21 protein-coding genes, 1 tRNA gene and 1 pseudogene are annotated in these 20473 nt (G+C 36.1%); 19 read left to right on the forward strand and 4 right to left on the reverse strand.

Annotated features, from left to right (window positions below; genetic code table 11):
• The first annotated feature begins 68 nt into the window (after positions 1-68).
• The 4 genes from HX13_RS06575 to HX13_RS06590 all read left to right on the forward strand — a co-directional run bounded on the left by HX13_RS06575 (position 69) and on the right by HX13_RS06590 (position 1846).
• Positions 69-881: a hypothetical protein gene (locus tag HX13_RS06575; protein WP_050020401.1), complete on the forward strand. Its 813-nt coding sequence runs from the start codon at positions 69-71 to the stop codon at positions 879-881.
• Complete coding sequence (locus HX13_RS06580; protein WP_050020402.1) at positions 882-1334, forward strand: lipocalin family protein; 453 nt, start codon at positions 882-884, stop codon at positions 1332-1334.
• 27 nt (positions 1335-1361) lie between these two features.
• On the forward strand, positions 1362-1565 hold the full coding sequence (locus tag HX13_RS06585) for a hypothetical protein (RefSeq protein ID WP_050020403.1): 204 nt from the start codon (positions 1362-1364) through the stop codon (positions 1563-1565).
• 74 nt (positions 1566-1639) lie between these two features.
• Positions 1640-1846: a hypothetical protein gene (locus HX13_RS06590; protein ID WP_128572217.1), complete on the forward strand. Its 207-nt coding sequence runs from the start codon at positions 1640-1642 to the stop codon at positions 1844-1846.
• Between the two features lie 151 nt (positions 1847-1997).
• Here the strand turns inward: HX13_RS06590 and HX13_RS06595 are convergent, their stop codons facing one another.
• Both HX13_RS06595 and HX13_RS06600 read right to left on the reverse strand, forming a co-directional pair.
• Complete coding sequence (locus HX13_RS06595; RefSeq protein WP_050020405.1) at positions 1998-2342, reverse strand: DUF962 domain-containing protein; 345 nt, start codon at positions 2340-2342, stop codon at positions 1998-2000.
• A gap of 152 nt (positions 2343-2494) precedes the next feature.
• On the reverse strand, positions 2495-4177 hold the full coding sequence (locus HX13_RS06600; protein WP_050020406.1) for an APC family permease: 1683 nt from the start codon (positions 4175-4177) through the stop codon (positions 2495-2497).
• Positions 4178-5100: 923 nt separating this feature from the next.
• Between HX13_RS06600 and HX13_RS06605 the strand changes: the two are divergent.
• The 6 genes and pseudogenes from HX13_RS06605 (at position 5101) to HX13_RS06625 (ending at position 11340) form a co-directional block, all read left to right on the forward strand.
• Positions 5101-8066: pseudogene (locus tag HX13_RS06605) on the forward strand (tetratricopeptide repeat protein).
• Between the two features lie 66 nt (positions 8067-8132).
• The gene (locus HX13_RS06610) at positions 8133-9902 is read left to right on the forward strand and encodes a TonB-dependent receptor (protein ID WP_050020407.1); all 1770 of its coding nucleotides are present in this window, start codon (positions 8133-8135) and stop codon (positions 9900-9902) included.
• A 66-nt stretch (positions 9903-9968) separates the two neighbouring features.
• Positions 9969-10040: transfer RNA gene (locus HX13_RS06615), tRNA-Arg, on the forward strand.
• 161 nt (positions 10041-10201) lie between these two features.
• Positions 10202-10501: a hypothetical protein gene (locus HX13_RS06620; protein WP_128572218.1), complete on the forward strand. Its 300-nt coding sequence runs from the start codon at positions 10202-10204 to the stop codon at positions 10499-10501.
• A 313-nt stretch (positions 10502-10814) separates the two neighbouring features.
• Entirely contained in the window at positions 10815-10946 is a 132-nt protein-coding gene (locus HX13_RS25395; RefSeq protein ID WP_262483497.1) for a hypothetical protein, read from the forward strand.
• Positions 10936-11340, forward strand: coding sequence for a hypothetical protein (locus HX13_RS06625; protein ID WP_050020409.1), 405 nt, complete (start codon positions 10936-10938; stop codon positions 11338-11340). Before HX13_RS25395 ends, HX13_RS06625 begins: the two co-directional genes overlap by 11 nt.
• A gap of 19 nt (positions 11341-11359) precedes the next feature.
• On the opposite strand, the gene HX13_RS06630 is transcribed toward HX13_RS06625, so the two are convergent.
• Both HX13_RS06630 and HX13_RS06635 read right to left on the reverse strand, forming a co-directional pair.
• Positions 11360-11929 (reverse strand): trypsin-like peptidase domain-containing protein, encoded by a 570-nt coding sequence (locus HX13_RS06630; protein WP_316931265.1) that lies wholly within the window; start codon positions 11927-11929, stop codon positions 11360-11362.
• 256 nt (positions 11930-12185) lie between these two features.
• Positions 12186-12542 (reverse strand): hypothetical protein, encoded by a 357-nt coding sequence (locus HX13_RS06635; protein ID WP_050020411.1) that lies wholly within the window; start codon positions 12540-12542, stop codon positions 12186-12188.
• A gap of 1315 nt (positions 12543-13857) precedes the next feature.
• Here HX13_RS06635 and HX13_RS06650 point away from each other — a divergent pair.
• From HX13_RS06650 to HX13_RS06680, 9 genes are all read left to right on the forward strand, one after another.
• The gene (locus HX13_RS06650) at positions 13858-14076 is read left to right on the forward strand and encodes a hypothetical protein (protein WP_050020414.1); all 219 of its coding nucleotides are present in this window, start codon (positions 13858-13860) and stop codon (positions 14074-14076) included.
• A 5-nt stretch (positions 14077-14081) separates the two neighbouring features.
• Positions 14082-14822 (forward strand): GLPGLI family protein, encoded by a 741-nt coding sequence (locus HX13_RS06655; RefSeq protein ID WP_050020415.1) that lies wholly within the window; start codon positions 14082-14084, stop codon positions 14820-14822.
• Positions 14823-15295: 473 nt separating this feature from the next.
• On the forward strand, positions 15296-15451 hold the full coding sequence (locus HX13_RS26270; protein WP_410493108.1) for a bacteriocin-like protein: 156 nt from the start codon (positions 15296-15298) through the stop codon (positions 15449-15451).
• Positions 15452-15640: 189 nt separating this feature from the next.
• Positions 15641-15994: a DUF4280 domain-containing protein gene (locus HX13_RS06660; RefSeq protein ID WP_050020416.1), complete on the forward strand. Its 354-nt coding sequence runs from the start codon at positions 15641-15643 to the stop codon at positions 15992-15994.
• A gap of 801 nt (positions 15995-16795) precedes the next feature.
• Positions 16796-18547 carry a cbb3-type cytochrome c oxidase subunit I gene (locus tag HX13_RS06665; RefSeq protein ID WP_050020417.1) on the forward strand — a complete coding sequence of 584 codons (1752 nt, stop codon included), beginning with the start codon at positions 16796-16798 and terminating at the stop codon, positions 18545-18547.
• Positions 18548-18559: 12 nt separating this feature from the next.
• Complete coding sequence (locus HX13_RS23680; protein WP_238555104.1) at positions 18560-19108, forward strand: cbb3-type cytochrome c oxidase subunit II; 549 nt, start codon at positions 18560-18562, stop codon at positions 19106-19108.
• A gap of 10 nt (positions 19109-19118) precedes the next feature.
• Positions 19119-19556, forward strand: coding sequence for a c-type cytochrome (locus tag HX13_RS23685; protein WP_238555105.1), 438 nt, complete (start codon positions 19119-19121; stop codon positions 19554-19556).
• A 1-nt stretch (position 19557) separates the two neighbouring features.
• Positions 19558-19821: a hypothetical protein gene (locus tag HX13_RS06675; protein ID WP_050020418.1), complete on the forward strand. Its 264-nt coding sequence runs from the start codon at positions 19558-19560 to the stop codon at positions 19819-19821.
• A gap of 5 nt (positions 19822-19826) precedes the next feature.
• A complete protein-coding gene (locus HX13_RS06680) occupies positions 19827-20234 on the forward strand; it encodes a hypothetical protein (RefSeq protein ID WP_050020419.1) in 408 nt (135 codons plus the stop codon).
• Positions 20235-20473: the final 239 nt, after the last annotated feature.

Raw genomic sequence — 20473 nt, forward strand, 5'->3', positions numbered from 1 at the left:
AGGCCCCGGGCAGGGCGGCGAAGCCGCACCCTGCCCGGGGCCAATATGATATCTAAAAGAAAGAATTAATGAAAAAATTGTTCATACTCACTTCTGCTGTTTTTATTACCGGAATTACGTCTGCTCAAAAAGCAGACAATGCATTGCAGGGTTACTTTGAAGAGCAGGGGGATGAGACTTTTTATAAAAGTTTTAATTTTGATGGAAATGGTAAAATAGCGGGTGGATTTAAAAGCAGCTATTACTTTACCAGAAATGATAGCCTGGTGATACTTCCGGATAAAGATGTATTCATTTTTAAAATCAAAAAAGATAAGTTAATTGGTATTTCCGATTGGGTTAAAAACGGTGTGTGGATCCGTAAAAAAGACAGTACTGAGATTAATAACAGAAAAAGTCCTGAAGAGTCTCAGAAAAGAGCAGCTTTATTGGCAGCATATTATGATAAGACTAAAAATATGTCTGGGCTGGATGCCTTGTTTTCGAATGCAAACGACTTTACTAAGATCAGTGAAGACTTTTGCAATCAAGGGGTAGCTAAGGCTTGTCTCAATGCTTTCGGATTAAAGATGATGGAATATACTCCCGGCTTTTTTGATGATCTTGAAAAAATTAAAGATAAGAAACTAAAGCCTCATCCTGAGCTGATTGAGCTTTCTCAGAAAATAATCAACCTTGGGGAAACAGAAGGGTATAATGTTTTGGGAGCCTATTATCACCTTTTAGGACTTAGGGAAAAGGCTTTTGAGGTCTGGAAAGAAGGTGAAAAGCAAGGAGATCCGGCTTCTATGATCTCTATGGGACTTATTGAAGTCGCGGAAGAGATGGAAAAGACGCCTGAAAGCCCGGATATAAAAAAGAAAATGAAAAAGAAAAAATAGATGAAGAAATTATTATTTTCTTCTGCCTTAGTTTTTGCCTCTTTTGTGAGTGCCCAGAAACTAAAGAAGGAAGACGTTACAGGGTTTTGGAAGCTGAAAGAATCAGGTTTTTATGAAAATAAGAAGAAAGTTATTAAAGACTTCGATAATTGTCGCCTGATGAGAAACTATGCAATACGGGAGGATGGTTTTGCCATTTATAATTATGTGGAAGGAAGTGTGGGAAATTGTTCTCCATCTGAACCGAGACTTTCATTCTGGCGGATTGCAGGTAACAGGATTCAGTTTTTTACGGATGATCAGAATATTCTTGAAGAGGTTGTGGTGACCTTGAATAAAGATAAAACCATGACATTTTCAGACTATATTCCAGAAAAGATCAAGATAGATGGGGATGCCCTGGCTGAAAAGGTAATGAATACTGTGCATTACAGCATTCTTGAAAAACAATAACAATCATACATCCAAATTTTTTGTCTCATGAATTATGTTACGATAGTTTATCTTATCAACTTATTTTTGTATTCCTTCTATTTCTTTGGGCGAATCGGCAGTGAAGGAGATACTTCAGGCCTGGATGTGGGTGTTTCAGGAGTCTTATCTCTTTTTCTGATGGGAGCCGGATATCTGAATGCAAAGAAGGGAATGGCTTACAGGTCCGTATTGTGGATGTTTTTTTATTAATCTTTTGCTATTTGTTATGGCTGGTGTATTCGATCAGTTTGGAAAAGACTTTAATATTCTTTCAACGGGGGGAAGTGATAGCTTTTTTATTTACTCTGGCATTAATTGCCTATAACGGGTATCTCTTTCCTTTAACGGTATTGCTTGACGGATCAGGATTGGCAATTATAATTCCTGTGATGTTGTCTTTTATCCTGCCTTCTTTAGGGTATTTAATAGGAATAAAAAGGTATTCCGCAAAAGAAGATGCTGATAAAGTTGCTAATGAAGTTAAAAAGTAGACGTGTAAGGATTTTATTTTGGCCAATTGGTTGTCATATTATAATGATATGATTTCCATGAATATACTTAAAGAATCTGTGTATTCGAGGTAAAGCAGATATTCTACTGATATATTTTAACGTTTTACAGCCTGTTTAAAGCAGGGGAATACTAATGTTCTTCTGTTGTACGGCTGGAAGGTGTAGTTTCTCTGAATTTCTGTTTGCCCGTCAACAGTTCAAAGAAGAGCCTGAAATCCGAAACTAATGACCATAAAGGGTATTTAAAAGTGGCAGGCTTGTTTCTTTCTATAACGGCGTGACTGAACCATGCAAAACCATACCCGAAAATCGGGATGTACCATAAAAATCTTTCTTTTCCTGAGCTGATTACATAGCCTATTACTACAAATACAAGCAATGTGCCTATGAAATGAAAAATTCGTGTTCCTGTTTTACTGTGTTCGGTAAGGTAAAATTGATAAAATTCCCGGTATGTTTTTATTCTTTTAGACATGGCAAGTAGTTTATTGATTCTATTTATGTTATAGCAATAATTTTGCCGATTTTATAGGAACTAATAAAAAAGCGAAAAGGCAAAACAGCAAATCAGTCACATAAATAGATAGACCTTTTGTCATTTTGCCTTTCCGCAGTTTTACTTTGAGTTTAATTATTCTTTAATTCCTTTCCCAGCTTACTGTTCTTATATCCGTAACAAAAATAAATTACCATGCCTATCAGGAACCAGATTCCAAACCAGAACCAGTTTTCATGGCTCATTCCGGTAAGCAGATACAGGCATGAGCTTAAGCCCACCAGCGGAATCAACGAAAGGTTCCTGATGAAAGCTATCACACACATGACCAGGTTGATCAGAATAAAGAAGAAGATAGAAGCTCTGAATTCTCCTTCTTGCGGATCTGCCCAATCCATCAGATTTTGGAAAAAATCGGGCTGCAAATAATAGAATGCAACCAATCCCCCGATAAAAGCAACCGGGAAGATAATTTTACCATTCACGTAAGGAAGGTGAAATCTGCCTTTTATTTTCTCTTTTGCCGGAAGAAGCAGTACTCCGGCACAAACCAATACAAAGGCGAAAATAGTACCGATACTGGTGAAATCCAATATAAAGGTTTTATCCGTGAACAGAATAGGAATACCTACCACAATCCCCGTTACAATAGTTGCATAGGAAGGAGTTTTATATTTAGGATGTATTTTCTGGAATCTCTGAGGCATCAGCCCGTCACGGCTCATTGCGTACCAGATTCTTGGCTGGCCCATCTGGAATACCAGTAATACGGTAGTGATTGCTACAATAGCCACAAAAGATACAATAAGCTCCATCCAGGCAACATTGGCATTTGTTTTTTCAAATATAAATGAAAGAGGATCTCCCACACCATCAAATTTTTTGTAATCTACCATTCCTGTTAATACCAATGTAAGGGCAATGTAGATCACGGTACATAAAACAAGAGAGATGATCATCCCTTTCGGAAGTGTCTTCTGAGGATCTTTTGTTTCTTCTGATAGTACACTTAAAGCATCGAATCCGATATAAGCAAAAAAGACACCCGATACGGCACTCATCACCCCTGCAAATCCATTGGGCATAAATGATGGTATTCCCGTAGCCGGACTTACCGGAGTCCAGTTATCCGTATTGATATACGCAAAACCAACCAGGATAACCAATATAATAACTCCTAGTTTCAGAAGAACCAGTGAGTTGTTGAAATTTTTACTTTCTTTCACTCCTACATAGCAGAGCCATGTAATTAACCCATTAATAACCAGGGCCGGAATATCTACAATGAATTTCAGATTTCCGATCAGGGGAGCATTTTTCCAGGCATTCAGCAGTTCTTTATTTTCTGAACCATTTTGAAACGCCTTTCTTGCTTCCGTATAGCTGCAGGTGAGGTAATCAGGAATATGCATGCCCAGACGGCTCAGGAAACTGGTGAAATAATCTGACCAGGAAAAAGCAACATAGATATTCCCGAAAGAATATTCCATAATCAAAGCCCAGCCGATCACCCAGGCAATTAACTCTCCAAAACTTGCATATGCATAAGTATATGCGGAGCCTGCTGTAGGAATTCTGCTGGCAAATTCAGCATAGCATAAAGCCGTGAAACCACAGGCAAAACCACAAATCAAATATAGAAGGATAACACCGGGGCCACCTCTAAAAACGGCTTCTCCCAAACTGCTGAAACTTCCAGCTCCGATAATGGCCGCAATACCAAAAAATACGATGTCCCATACTCCAAGAACCCTTAAAAGCCCTGTCGAAGTATCTGTATCTGAATAGATTTTTCTTCTAAAAAGTTGACTCATTCAATAACTATATTTGATTTGAAAAAAAGCAAATGTAATGATTTTTTATTTTGATGTTAACAGTTGTTAAGAACATTTAGGCAAAAAAAGCACAGCGGAATTCCTTGAATCTTTATCAACAGGTATTCCCACATAGTTGCTGTTGTACCATTTAATTTCCAAAGGGTCTCCGGAATCCTGTATGATTTCATCACTTACATCTTTACCGGTTCCGTAATTGATCTGCCAGTTGGGATTTTTATTGACACAACCAATAGCAGGAACTTACTTCCTTTTTCTATTTTTTACTGATGTATACAGAATTTTTGATAGGTATCTGATACTCTTTACCGGGCTCCAGAAGCTGCCGCACTACATTGTCTTTTGCATAACTGGCCCTTGCCATATGGGTGGAGAGTAAAAAGATTTGCCATCAGGCTGTATCTGGTATAAATAGGTATCTGTATCAAAATCTTTTTTATTAATGGAAACATTGAAAAAACCGGATAAATTTCCACTTATGATCAGGTCTTTATCCAGTACCTCGCATTCAAAATATAATTTGCAGAGCCAGTTCAGGCATTTGATTTTCTAAAATAAGTGAGTCTTTTACGGCTGTTTTAGGAAAATAAAACTTTTGAGCCTGAAGAAGGTTGATAAAAATTAATGCTAAAAGTATCTTAAATTTCATGTCAGAGTGTATTTATGGTATGTTTTTAGCTGCTGTTGAAAAAGTATCAAATAGAAAAAAAATCAAACCTGATGCTGAAATTGTTTACGTTTTTTCAGACTAAAGTAAGAAATTTTATCATGAAGTTGTGAAATGATTTCATTTTTGTAAAATTGATACTTTAGAATTATTAAATCTGTTAAAACTTGCTTAAACAATAAGTTTTTAATATTTTCGTTAACTTATGTAGACTAATTTTCTTATATCGAGAAGAATGAAATCAAAAAAAATACTTTTAGCGGCTGCCGTGTTTTATTTCGGAATCTCCGAAGCTCAACAGTCCCAATATTTTACCCAGAAAGAAAATTATAGATTCAATCTAGCAGAAAATCTTTACCAGACCAAAATATACAACGCTTCCCAATACGAATATGCCAGGCAATATTTCTACAATCAGAATCTGACACGTTCCAAAAAGGAAGCGGCTCAGTTTTTTGACAATGTGATAGGAGTCATTCTTCAGAAAAATCATGCAGAGGAAGGATTGACTGCTTTCATGAAAGAATACCCGAATTCCGCTTATTTTGCCCAGGCCAATCTTCCTTTAGCGGATTATTACTTAGCTAAAAAAGACTTTGATAAAGCATTGGAAACTTTGAAAAAAGTAAACCAATATCAACTGTCAAAGGAAGAAAACACTCAATATATCCTTAAGCTGGGATATGCAAAATTTATGACCGGGGATTCTAAAGGAGCTATTGATGCACTGGAAGAAGCCTACAAGTCTGCTGATACCTCTCAGAAAGGAGATATTGCCTATATGCTGGGACACTTGTATTACAGCAACAGACAGAACGATAAGGCTTTCCAGTATTTTGATTCCATCAAAGACCAGGATAAATTCTCCAAACTGGTACGTCCTTACTATGTACAGATGTATTACAATGACAAGAATTATGATCAGGCAATTTCAGAAGGGAATGCTTTGCTGAATGAGAATATTTCAGATGCTTATAAAGCTGAGGTTCATAAGATCATAGGGGAGAGTTATTTCATGAAAAATGATTATACTTCTGCGTATCCGCATTTAAAAGACTATCTTAATGTACAGCAGAACCCTTCTGAAAATGATTTATATGAGATGGGATTTGTGGCCGCTCAATTGAAAAAATATGACGAAGCGGTTTCTTACTATAACCAGCTTGTCAACAGCAATTCAGCGTTGGCTCAGAATGCCTATTATCAGCTGGGAAATGCTTATCTCGCTGTAGATAAAAAAACAGGAAGCGCTTTCAGCCTTCCGTTCTTCTTACCAGATGGACTATGATGCCAAGGTGAAAAAACTGGCTCATGAACAGTATGCAAAGCTGAGCTATGATATCGGGAACCCATTTGAAAATCCTTCTGCGGTTATCCAGAGCTATATTAATGACAACCAGAATGCAGCCAATGCCTCAGAAATGAGATCATTATTGGTAAAGTCTTATTTGTATTCAGGGAACTATAAAGAAACTCTAAATGCGATAGACAGACTGCAAAGTTCTACGCCGGAGATCAATAAAGTAGACCAGGAGGTATCTTATTTGCTGGGAACGGAAGAATTCAACAAAGGAAATTATGATGAAGCTGAGAAATATTTCTTAAGAAGTCTTGGTTTTAATATTAATAAAGAATTTAATAGCAGAGCTCTATACTGGCTGGCCCAGGTCTATTACCAAAAAGGAAACTATCCGTCAGCCATTGTTCGTTACGAAAAGCTCCTGGGGGAAAGTTTTCCTGAAAAGCAGCAATTGCCTTATGATTTAGGGTATGCTTATTTTAAATCTAAAAAATTCGATCAGGCTGCTACCTATTTCAAACAATATCTGACAAACCCGAAGCCTGAATTTAAAAATGATGCGGAGCTGCGTCTTGCAGATATTCACTATGCCAATAATGACCTGAACGAAGCGATTGCCATTTATGATAAAAATGATGATGCTACAGATTATACCCTGTACCAGAAAGCAATGGCTTTAGGTTTCAAAGGAGATACGCAGGCTAAGATCAACAACTTAAAAAATCTTTTATCAAAATATCCGGATTCTGAATATTACGATGATGCGCAATATGAAATAGGAACAGCATATGCTGCTCAGGATGATTTTGCAAATTCCAATGATTATTTCGGAAAAGTAATTAAAGGCTCTTCTGATAAGGATCTGATCGCTAATGCTTCTATCTACAGAGCTCAGAATTATATAGACCAGAATCAGAACGATAAAGCACTTTCTGAACTGAAATCCCTGGGCGAGCAGTATAAAAAATACCGCTTATGCACAAAAAATCGTTCAGGCTGCCAAACCTCTTTTCACCAAAAACGGGGACGTGTCAGGATATGAAAATTTTGCAAGAAATATCGGTGTGAACGTAGATGCTTCGGAAATTGATGAGATCAACTTATCTACCGGAAAACAGTATTTCTCTAAGAAAGATTATAAAAATGCAATTTCCTATTATGAGAAGTATCTGACTCAAAATCCTACAGGAGAAGGTCTGTATCAGGCTAAATATGAGCTGGGAGAGAGCTATTACCAGACCAATAATCCTACCAAAGCTCTCCTTGTTTTACAGGAGGTAGCTGCTGTTCAGAATGATTATCAGGACGATGCCCAGACCCGTTTAGCCCAGATTTTTATTGCACAGGGAAATACAGCTGAAGCCAAAAAGTATCTTGAGGGAATTAAAAACTCTTCTGATATCAGTATTAAAAACTATGCAAATGTAGAACTGATGAAACTGTATGCTGAGGAGAAAAATTTTTCAGAAGCCGAAAAACTGGCCAATGCAGTGATTGCCAATTCCAAGAATTCAGCAGCAGTAATGGAAACAGCAAAAGTAATCAAGGCAAGAAGCCTGATGAATTCCGGAAAAGATAAGGATGCACAATCTGCCTATGCTTCTCTTGAAAAATCATCCAACACTTCAGTGGCTGCAGAAGCTTTATATGCGAAAGCTTACTATCAAAACAAAGGGAAAGCCTTTAAGTCTTCCAATGAAACGATCTTTAAGCTTGCCAACAATTATGCATCAGAAGAATACTGGGGAGCAAAAGCCCTGGTACTGATGGCGAAGAATTATGTAGGATTAAAAGATACCTATCAGGCAAGCTATACATGTGACCAGATTATTGCCAACTATAAAGACTTCCCAGAGATTGTTGCCGAAGCAAAAGAAGTAAAAAAGCAGATTAAAAAGTAAAAATGAGTATCATGTTCAGTAAATCATTGATAGATTTTATCTGAATACATAAATACAATAATAGTAATGAACAGAAAAATTCAATTATTATCCATATTATTTTTAGGAGTTTCGCAGTTTGCGTTTTCCCAGATCAAGGAGGAGAAACTGGTTCTTAATAAGAAAAGAGAACCGGAAGTGAAGAAGATCGAAAAAAAGAAGACTTCTGTAGAAACCATCAAAAATTATCCGCCGGAAGAGAAATCCCAGAATCCTGTAAAATATACCATTACGGATGTTCCAGCGGTTTCAGACTTCAAAACCTCAACGATTCAGGGAGAAGATGTCGCTCCAAAATTCGATGGGACGGCCCAGAATAATTATTTCCAGTTTGGGATGGGGAATTATGGGAAAATCTTGGCAGATGGAAATATTTCCAAAACCTTGGAAAATAAGTTTGAAGTAGGAGCGGATGTGCATGTTCTTTCTACAAATGGTCTCAAAAAGGACTACGACTGGAAATCCGGACAGACTTCTGCAACAATTGGTGCTTTCCTTAACTCCTATGGGGAGAAAGGAAAATTCAATATCAATGCGGAATATGGTTTAGACAGCTATAATTATTACGGGATCTATGCACTTCAGCCTGCCGGAGATGTCGACCTGAAGCAGAAAGTGAATCAGTTTAAAGTAAACGGATACTATGATTTCTATTCTAACGAAATTTTAAATGATGTAAGGGTGAAATCATCCTTCCTGAAAGATCATTTTGATGCTCAGGAAAACCAGGTCTCCATTCTTGCAAATTTATCCAAACATGCTGTAGAATTAGGAAAATCCGGTATTAATCTGAATGCGGATTTAGGCGTAGGATTGGAAGCGGTAAAAACAGATTTTGCAATCAGAGATAAAAACTCAGCCAATTTTTTCAATACGAATTTAGCTCCGAAAGTGACCTTCAAAAAAGGAGATTCCTATTTGATGATTGGTTCTTCATTTTCATTCCTGAATGCTAAGAATTCAAATGACCTGATGGCTGAAAGGATGAAAAACAACAAAACGTATTGGTTCCCCCAGGCTGAATTCCAGTTTGCTGCCGCTAAAGAGTTTAAATTCTATGGAGGAGTAGACGGAGGTCTGAAGCTGAATACCTATGGAGACCTTTTACAGGCGAATCCATTTATCCTTTCTGATCAGTATCTAAAGCCTACAGAAACTAAATACCATTTTTATGTAGGTTTGAGAGGGGATATTGATGAAATGTTCAAGTATGATTTTTCTGCAGGTTTTGGAAAGATGAAAGATATCATGTTCTTTAAAGCGAATGACCTTTTCGATAATGCATACACACTGAACCGTTCTGCATATAATTTTGCAAACACTTTCTCAGCGATATATGATGATGGAAATGTAAGCGATATCAAAGGAAGCCTTCAGTATTTCCCATTGGAAAACCTTGTTGTGGATGGAGAATTAAGGTTTACCAAGTACAATCTTAAGAACTATGACAATATTTATAATGTTCCATTGTTCAATGCAAGCATCGGAGCAAAATATACCATGCTTGACAAGAAATTGCTACTTGGCTTCAAAGGAATCTTTGCAAGTGACAGAACCACAAACTCTTATGCGATAGAAGGAGTAGGCGCACCCAATATGATTTTCCAGTCTACGGAGAACACTAATGATAAAGTTGGGGGGTATGCTGATTTAAATCTTTCCGCAGAGTATAAAATTCACAAAAATTTCAGTATTTTTGCACTCGGAAATAATCTTCTAAGCTCAAAATACCAGACGTACAAAGGATACAAAGTCCTGGGTGCCCAGATTCTGGGAGGAGTGAAGATTACTTTCTAATATCAATAAGCAATGGATACAGGCATTTTGAACTGCCATTACTTATTATTCATAATTCATGAATATGGCTGCATAGTTTAATGGATAGAACTTCGGATTTCGGCTCCGACAGTGAGGGTTCGAATCCTTCTGCGGTCACAAATCGCCCCTTTTTAGGGGCTTTTTTGTTTCTTATCCACATGAAGTACTCTATTTGCAACCTGTTAAAACATATAGGAAGATTTGAATAAGTTGGGAATCATGTGTAAAAGTTGAGGAATTAGACTATTTATCTTTGTGTTTTAAATGTAATGCAAAAAATGTCGGTCTATGTTCCCGCTCTAAAGCGCAGAATGTCCATTGTGAAATCATTTTTCCAGCTTATGAATACTTCCTTCCGAAATAGTGATCTGGACGCGGAACCTATCATTACTCCATACATTATTAATAACGAGGCCCAACTGTGGAGAGATTTAATGGAAGTAAACGGAGGTCAGCCATTATTCAGCCAGAAAGCAACAATGGAGAAAGTAGGAATCAAGGATGTGGATAAGATGCAAGAGGAGATCAAGAAAGAAATGCCAGTTCAAGCAAAAGAAATTGAAAAAAATAATGTCTAACTATTGTGTAACTAAAATAATTTCAACATATTAGAGATAGAGCTCTAATGCTCCGAGATGAAATTATGGAGAAGGTTTTTTATGATCACATTAAGAAAGTGATCGAAGCGGAGGGACGAGAGAGTTTCCCCTATGAGGAAATGGCTGAATTATTTGGTTTAAGTTTACAACAATACTAAAAATTAGCGAAAAATGCAGGAGGATATAATTTAAGGTCGCGCTTATCAAAACAAACAATATTCTTCTACAAAATTTAAATTTAACAGCCTTCTCATTGAGAGGGCTTTTAGTTATATTTGTAAAAACAATTAACATGAAAGACTTATTAATTTCTTATAAAAATGTAGAATTATGGGAAAAGCTCAATGAAAACTTTGCTATAGAAATAGTTCCAAATACTGAAAAAGAGTATAGAGTATTTACTAGGAATAAAAATGCAACTTGATCATTTAAAAATGTTCAATCTATATTTAAAAATGGGATATGATCCTGCAAAATTTATCTATGATTATTCGGATAAGAAAATCAATGATGGTATAATCAATAATATCAAGAGAAATTTTAGAATAGGAAAAAAAATAAATTCTAACGCCGTTCATTATTTTGCAGGAAAATTAAGCGCTATTCTGGGAGATGTAAATAGTCAACACGACTATCATAATGCCGAAATAGAATTTCAAAACATAGATCAAGAATTATATAATGTTTTTGCTTCTCTTTTTGTGGAGGTGATCAATCATGATTATGAAAAGGCAGATTTCATGTATAATTATAGAGATATGGCGGGTAAATTTCATGAACAATTAGTCGATTGGAAAAATAATAACGAATTTGTTTGAATTGAATTGTAAAAGCCCCTTAATTGGGGCCTTTTTGTTGTACATAAGTAAAAGAATTAATAGGCTTTGGCGTTCGTAGCTTTTGATAATATTGTTTAAATATTTCATGAAGACATGATGGCTTAAAAACTCTTCCTATCTCTATATCATTGCCTATTCTTCCGGAATAGATTCCTAAAAAGTTGATTGGTGCTTCACTAAGGCCTATTGCTATATTATTACCGATTACTGTTTGTCCTTTACTTATACAATAGACAGGTGATCCACTCATGCCCTCTCTTGTAGATGCATCTACAAGAAAAATCGGTCTGTCGTCGTGATCAATTTCTAATTCGCTTGCAATAGTACCACTTTTCCATATTGGCAATTTCCCGGCTGTACTGATGCCTTTAGGAAAACCTACTATACTACACATGTCTGTTACTTGTTTTTCAAATTCCTCGGGAATTAACGCATCAAAAGCATTGTGAATGTCCACGTCGTCATAAGTTGGCAGCTTGATTGCAACAACATCAATAGCCCTTCCTCGAGGATGCTCAATGTAAGTGATTTGAAAATTTTCGTCTATAAGAGGTATTCGCTTTTCAATCCATTGATTAGTACACCCCTTTTTTTAGAAAATGGACATTTAAAATTTCTGGATTTGTATGCCCATTGCGAGAGAGCGGTGTATTTGTTTCGGAGTTTATACCGGTTACACAGTGCCAATTTGTAATAAGAAAATTCTCTCCTGTTTTCACTTTTAAAGTAAACGCAGTTCCAATTGCTAATGGTTCAGTGGAGCTTTCGTTTAAAAAGCATTCGATGAATAAAGAACATTTTGTTAAATGATGCATTAATTAGTTTTATTTCAAAGTTAACGCTTTTCCTTTAAGTGCGAAGAATATTGACAAGTGCTTTTGATTGTTTTTCCCTGAGATTGTAAAATAATCCGCCTTTGCTTGTAATAATTTTGCAACAATTGTGAATAAGAAGAAGTTAACCTTTCCTTCTTTGATCATCTTGTTTACAGTTTGAGGGCTATCAAACACTAATTCAGCAAATGTATTGGTAAAAGGAAGACTAAAATCAGTTAACTGTCGTAAATCATCACCATCCATTCGGTCTTTAGACTTTATTTGATCGACAATAAGTTTCAGTCTTTCCACAGGAACCGACAAACCGGCTGCTATATCCTCTAATTTTTCTTCTATACTTTTCATTTTATTTGGGTTTAAAGAATTTTTCAATTTGTTCGAACCCAATCAAGGAAATAAGCTTCATGCTCATCATTGTTTACATCTAACATAATTCCTCTATCTCAGAATACAAGATTAACAATGTGCTTTGCTTCATGAGCTATAACGCTATTTATGGGAATAGAATTAAAAGCAACTATGTATTCAGAATTCCCGGATTTAGTATAGTTGGCTAGTATAGTTCCACAAGTTCTGACAATCAGCGGATTGCCAAGTGAATACTTTTGATTGATTGTCCCCCAAACTTCAACCTGGTATAAAATCAGCCTGCCATCATAAATGGGAATCTTAATCTTTTTACACCTCATCAGGTAGCTGTTTTATTTGAATTAATAATTGTTCTGTTTCCTCTTTTGTATTTGGCTGAGGAATAGCAGCCCATTTTTAGGAGATGCTCCGGAGATTTTCTTGTCTTTATGAAAAGTAAGACAATTCCATGTATTCTCAGTTAATTCCCTTTGGTAATTGTAGCAGAATGTTTCTCCGTTCGCTTTATGGGTTTAACATTTAGATAGTTCCGGATCCGAAAGACAGATTGCTAGCAACACAGGAAATTGAAGATAAAATGGTTCATACAGGCCGAACGATTGCTGCAGCCGCCAGAGCTAATGGAAACTACAGGGATATTTCCGGGGACCTTAGAAATGCAAATTATTTCTGTGACTTTGAAATTGAATTACACAAAGCTATTTATGAATACACTGTATACTATATTAGCAATAATGTTTTCTATAGGTTTTGGTTTGTTAGTCACTTTCAATTCAGGTGGAATTAAAAATAGAGAGTTTATTACAAGAATAAGAAAAAGCTTGAAATTGATCAGATCTTTATATATCGGTTACTTCGTAATTGCAACTATATTTTATTTATTTGAATCACAACTCAAATCATTGGAAATAAATAGATTTTTAATTTACGACAGTGATAATTTCGCCTGCAATTCGATTTTAGCGCTTTTACTGTCTGTGTTTTATTATATAGTATTGTTTACTGTATTGTAAATTTGATTGATTTACAGAGGTTAAGTGAAAAAATATTTGATGAAACGAATTAAATAAACAATCCCCACCTCAGACGTGGGGATTCATTTTTCCTTTCTTCTATTTTACATAATAAAAAGTTTTAAAAATTACAGTTTCCCATAATTGTGATAAAAAAAATATTGGTATACTTGTAACGATTACAATCACAAATAGTTAATAATTAAAATTTACAAAACCATGAAAAAATTAATTTTATTGGCAGCTTTCGGAGCGCTAAAGGTGCATTAGAAAACGAAATGGAAGCTAAAAGTGTTACAGTTGCTTTCCAATTATGCGGTGTTATGGTAACGTATTTTGATGCACAAGGAAAGCCATACGATCAAAAATGGTTTACATCCGATCAACCTACTCTAACTGCCTGTCAATCATATCAAGATGGAGTTATTGCAAATTTGCAAAGTCAAGGATTTAGAGTTCAAAAAGCAACAACCGAAGTAAGCACAGATTTAAATTAAGTTACATGAAAAATTACTTTCTTTTTATAGTTTTACTAACAGGAAGCTTGTTTGCACAAAAACAGATACATATAAAATATTTGAATGTTCGATCTACAATAGCTAATGTTTATGAGGACTTATATACTGATGGTACGAACGTAATTTCTAAGCAGGATGGAAACATCATGTATACAGATCCTCAATATAATTCAAAAAAGAAAGGAAAGGATTATTTCTTTATTTCAAAAACTGATAATACAAAAGATTTCAAAGATTTTCTGTTTACCGAAAGCATTGGATATTCTTCTGATAATGATTATTTTGTTCATGATGAAGTTCCAAAAATAGATTGGATAATAGATGAAAATGCTACTAAAACTATCTTAGGATATAAATGCACGAAAGCTACTGCTGTTTTTCGTGGTTCTCCAATAACTGCTTATTTTACCAAAGAAATTCCTTATTCTGTAGGCCCATTTAAATTTTATGGATTACCTGGAGCAATTCTTGATGTAAGAGCTGATGGTAAAGATTATGATCTATGGAAGGCTATTAAAGTGGATCTTAATGATAAATCGAAAATTGACTATCAACCTCAATTTCCCAATCTTGAAAAAGTTCAAATGAAAAAACTTATTGAGTTGAAGGATAAAGATCATGAACAGTTTTCCAATAAAGTATCGGTTCCGGGAAGTACTGGCAAAAGTGTAGCAAAAAGATTTGGAATTGAAAAAGTATTTGAATGGGAGAATACATCTAAATAATCGATATTATCGGCAATAAACAGGCCGCCTCACTTTTAGAGGCGGTTTTTTGTGGATAACTTTTTAACGCGTCAAGTTCTGTCGTGTAATATTATTTGCTTTGCCAGAATAATTGTAAATTTTAAATGAAAGTTACTGGCCGAATTCAGAGAATAAGTGATTTAGATGTTTTTTCCAATGGGAAGCATAAGCAGTCTATCATTATTCTACTTTTGAGACAAAAAGCCGGGAATTTGAAATTCATTTTTATGATGAAAATATTAATATTTAAATGAGGTAAAAAAGTCCAATACAGTAACAATTCGTTTTATTTTAGACTCTGGCTCGTAGAAAAATCTTTTATACCTTTCATTATGTTAATATAAAGTTGTTTTCTGGTATGGTTTTACGGGTTCCCATAAATTTTTCAAATTTTATTCTACGTTTGTAGAGTATTTTCTATATTTGTAGTGCAACAATAAAATATTATTACCATGAAAAATCTAAAGAAAATCTCAAAAGAGAAATTGCGAAGCATTAACGGTGGGCAGAAAGTGTGCTTACCAGGACAAATTGAGGCTCATTGCCCAAACAGTCCTATTCCTCAATGTTATTGGAGAGAAAACACGTTTGAGTGTCCAGATTTTTAACTTCCAATCCCTCAGTCCGAGGGATTTTTTAGTTGCGGCTTTTATAGTAATCTTTTCCAACAAAATATCTTAACGTGAAAAAGTCAATTGGCTTTACATGTTTGCCATCTTTCCGTGAGAACTCTAAACGTTACACTTTGATGGAAAGGTAGAGGACTAAGTGAAAAAGTGAAATAATATTGATAGAAAATGCCACAAAAAATCACAGATACCGCTCAATTATCCTGTAATCAGGGAACAATGCCAAGTACCCTAAGTGTCGTCAGCCAGAACTTTTCTACGGCTGAAGGAAAATATATTGCTACAGAGCAGGATAAACAGGTAAATACAAACATAAAACCATTTGGACTATGTAAATTAAAGCCTACATCAGGTGGTTATTTACCTTGTATCCCTGCACCGACTATGTGGCAGAAAACAACAGAAAAAGATACTATCAATAATTACAAAATCCTTACAGAAGATTCATTTTGTATGTGTGGAACAGGCGGTAAAATTGAAGTAGTGGACAAAGGGCATGGAGAAAAACATGAGGTACAATGACTTTGATAATTCAGCCATAAACAAACCCATATCAGATTGAAATGAGATAATAAATTGCCATTCTCATTGCCTGATGAAGGGTTTATATTGAATGCTGTATCTCCAGAATGTAAGGATTTGGAAACCTTTCCTATACGGCCATTTGCTCCCTTTCATATAATTTAAAAATAAACCTTCCTTTGCGGGAAGGTTTATTAATTCTAGAACAAAAAATAAGGATGAAAATTTTAGTACTATCAAATTTATGAATGTAATTCTGTATGCGTTATGATTGCAGTCATATCAATACAATCTTATAGAAAAATATATAACATTAATGGAATAATACTAAGTATAAGGCTGGCTGCTATTTTAAATCAGTTAAAAAAAAGATAAGAATAAAGCTTTATTATGATACTAGTCATAAAATACGGCAAAATAAGTTTATACCTTTGACTTGCACCCCTTAAAAATATTATTATGAAATTAATTATGATGTTAATGTTATTTACCGGATTTTTAATTATCAGCTGTAAAAAAACAACCTCAAACCGAACAGACTCATATCGATACTCTGAATACAGGAGACAGCATTGTTTCCGGAACAGCTCAAATCACACCGGATTCAGGAGACAATACGCTGCCTATGGACAGTACGGCTTACGATGTAGACTCCATTAAAAACAGCAAATAGTTTTATACTTTCAGCCTGGAATGTTCCATTCTAGTGAGGCTGAACCGGGACCATTCCACAGACATGTAATACGGGTATAACCTGTAGAATTTACAATTACACTCACATTAATCCATACCTATTTTGTTATGGCAGAATCATCATTGTTTAATCAGACTGGTATTCAGCTCACCTTGCTTTTAATGTTAATCATTATTGTAGCAGGTTTAATTGTACTTGTCTTTAAGTTTTTATCTGTTTATTCCTATATTTTAAGGCGTAGAGAATATCTTGAAGCACAGAAAAAGATCAAAGAACTAAGTCTTTCAGAAATAGAGGAATATCAGAAAAGAGAAGAAGAACTGGAATTTGAGCTACCTGAGAATGAACTTTCCGGAACCTTGCCATCTTCTGATGAAAAAGGGATGGTCCGCAATATTAATTCGGTAGAAGAATTCAGGTTTTTTCCCAGCAAAAGAAGGACCTCCTCTTTTCTGAATTATGTATCACCCCAGCTCACCAGGCTTATTTTGTTATTTATGGGCACTGCCATATTCTGGCTCCTTATCGGGACGTCGTTCGGACTGTATGCAGGAATAAAGTATGTGGCACCAGACATAGATCATACAAGCTGGCTGAGCTTCGGAAGGCTGAGACCTGCCCATACCAATGCCGTATTCTGGGGATGGGCGTCTCTTGCTATGGTAGGATTATCCTATTATGTGGTTACAAGGGTAAGTAATGTAGAGAACTATAATATAAAATTCGGGTATATCTCATTGATTCTTATGAATGTCGCTGTTCTTTCGGGAACCATATCTTTATTGGCGGGAATCAATAATGGAGGAGGAGAATATCGTGAATATATCTGGCCTATTATGGGAACTTTCGGAATAGGAGTAGCTTTTTCAACATACAATTTGTTTAAGCCCGTTGCCAAAAGAGTGGTGAAAGAGATTTATATCTCAAACTGGTACATTATTGCTGGTTTTATGTTTATTGTCATCGTAATTATAGTAGGATATTCACCTATTTGGCAGGATGGAGTCGGAGAAACCATTACCCAGGGTTACTATATGCATCAGGCAATAGGGATGTGGTTTATGATGATCAACCTGGGGCTCATGTATTATTTTCTTCCCCAGCAGCTCAATAAGCCTATTTATTCTTACAGTTTGGGAGCGTTGGCATTCTGGACCCATATCCTTTTTTATACCTTAATAGGAACCCATCATTTTATTTTCAGTGCTATCCCATGGAGGTTACAGACTACGGCTATTATTGCAAGTATGGGGATGCTTATTCCGGTAGCGGCAGGAACAACCAACTTTCTGCTGACTTTCAATAATGCCTGGTATCAGCTAAAGACAAGCTATACACTTCCTTTTTATTTCATGGCGATTATTTTTTATTTCACAGGCTCATTTCAGGGAACGGTAGAAGCGTTCAGGTATACCAACTTACTGTGGCATTTTACAGACTTTACCGTTTCCCATTCCCACCTCACAATGTACGGAATCATTACGTTTATGCTCTGGGGATTTTCTTATACTCTGATTCCCAGGCTTACAGGAAAAGAACCCCCGAAATTGCTGGTAGGGATACACTTTTGGTTTGCTCTGCTGGGGCTGCTGATGTATGTCATTGCCTTAATGATTGGTGGTACGCAAACCGGACTGATGTGGATGAAGAAAAAGCCTTTTATTGACGGAGTCATCAACATGTTTCCTTTCTGGTTATGGAGAGCTATCGGAGGGCTGTTTATGTGGATTTCGCATTTGATTTTTGCCTATAATTTTTACAGGATGGTAAGAACAAAGGAAAGCTTCAGGATTCCCCGGACGCCTTCCGAAATTCTGGCAGCAAAAAAACAGTTCAGAAATACAGAGTTCAATTCTTAAAAAAAAACAATTATGGTACTATTAAATGATCATAGAATATTATTTGGATCAGCTCTTTGCCTCTTTGTTTTCCTTACCCTATACATTGCAGTATTGCCTGCACTGGATAATCAGAGAATTAATAAACCGCTGCCAAGGCAATCAAAAGTATTGACGAAAGAGGAAAGAGCCGGGAAAATGGTATACATAGAAAATGGCTGTGTGGCATGTCACACCCAGCAAGTCAGGAATGTTGAAATGGATAATGTTTTTGGAAAGAGACCCAGTATTCCTGCTGATTTTGCGATTAACAGGAGAACAGATTTCTGGAGAAATACAGCCAATCTGATGGGAACACAAAGGGCAGGGCCGGATCTTACCAATGTCGGAGAACGGCAGCCCAGCGCCGAATGGCATCTGATCCATTTGTACCAGCCCCGTGCTGCTGTAGAAGCCTCTATAATGCCGTCCTATGAATTTCTTTTTATAGAAAGAGACTATCTGCAGCCCGGAGATGTAGAGGTGAAGGTACCTGAAAAATTTTTGAAAAATAAAAAGAAAAAAAATCGTAGCAACGCCTAAAGCCCTCCAGTTGGTTGCTTATTTAAAATCTTTAAAGCAGGCCGATTTTACAGATAAGTCAATTGTACCTGCATTTTTGTATAAGCAACAGAAAAAAGAAGGCGGGAATGAGCAGGGAGGCGCTAATCTTCCTGATGGCGCAGAACTCTTTACCACAAATTGTGCATCCTGCCATCAGGCTAATGGAGAAGGGGTGCCCGGTGCATTTCCGCCACTGAAAGGCAGCCCTGTGGTGACAGGAGGAGATCTGGAGCTATATGTTACCATAATCATGAAAGGATACGATCCAAGACCGGAATTTGCAACAATGCCGCCGGTTGGAATGAATGCTAATTTTACCCCGGAAGATGTTACTGCCATTATGAACCATGAGAGAACTAGCTGGGGAAATAACGCTAAGAAAGTAACGGTTGAAGAAGTAAAAGTGATAATGGATAAGATTAAATAATATGAAAGTTTCGTTAAAATATACAATTACAGCGGCTGCTCTGTTTTTTACGGTATATGCTTTTGCGTGTGATGCCTGCAAACTCAGACAGCCTGAGGTTACCCGGGATTTTACCCATGGAACAGGCCCTGAAAGTGATTGGGACTGGTTTATTGTGGGAATTGTTATTGTTATAACGGTATTGGCTTTTGTGTATTCTCTTAAATACCTCATTAAACCAGGTGAAAAGAATACCAATCACATTAAGTATTATTTTTTAAAATAAGATTCATGACAAAAGATAAAAGTAAGGTTTTTCTGTTCATTGACGACGGACCAGCGCCTATTGCGGAGCTTGAAACCCCGATTGTCTTTGATCTGGATACGAAAAAACTGACTGATGGGGAACACATTTTAAAAATAGTAAGCCACTCCCCGTCAGGGAAAGAAGGAATCCGGAAAATAAGCTTTACGGTAGCCAATGGCCCGGCAATCAGAGTGGAAGGACTTAAAAATAAAGATGTCGTAGACGGAACCCTGTCATTAATGATCAACGCTTATGATAAAGGAAATCAGAAAAGTTTTCTGATTAATGGAAGTGAGACACCCCAAACGATTCCTTTCTGGATCTGGATCATCATTATTTTATTTAGCGGGTGGGCCCTGTATTATGAAATCACAAGTGCTAATATGCAATAAACCATAAGTGGTATGGTAATTAGTGAAAGTTCTGGAAGAGCGCCGGTACAGAAATAAAAGAACATTACCAGCAACAATAAGGACCATTAAAAAATGAGAGAAATCACTCTCTGATGAAATCAAAGATCATAAGATTTTCTTTTCAATATAAAACTTAACTGGATTCTGTGTTGAAAAGTTAACTATATATGATTATAGTTGAAAATAATTAACTTCTTTTTAAGATAAATTTAATAAAA

It is taken from the genome of Chryseobacterium sp. P1-3, from assembly GCF_000738495.1.
Classification (GTDB): domain Bacteria; phylum Bacteroidota; class Bacteroidia; order Flavobacteriales; family Weeksellaceae; genus Chryseobacterium; species Chryseobacterium gallinarum.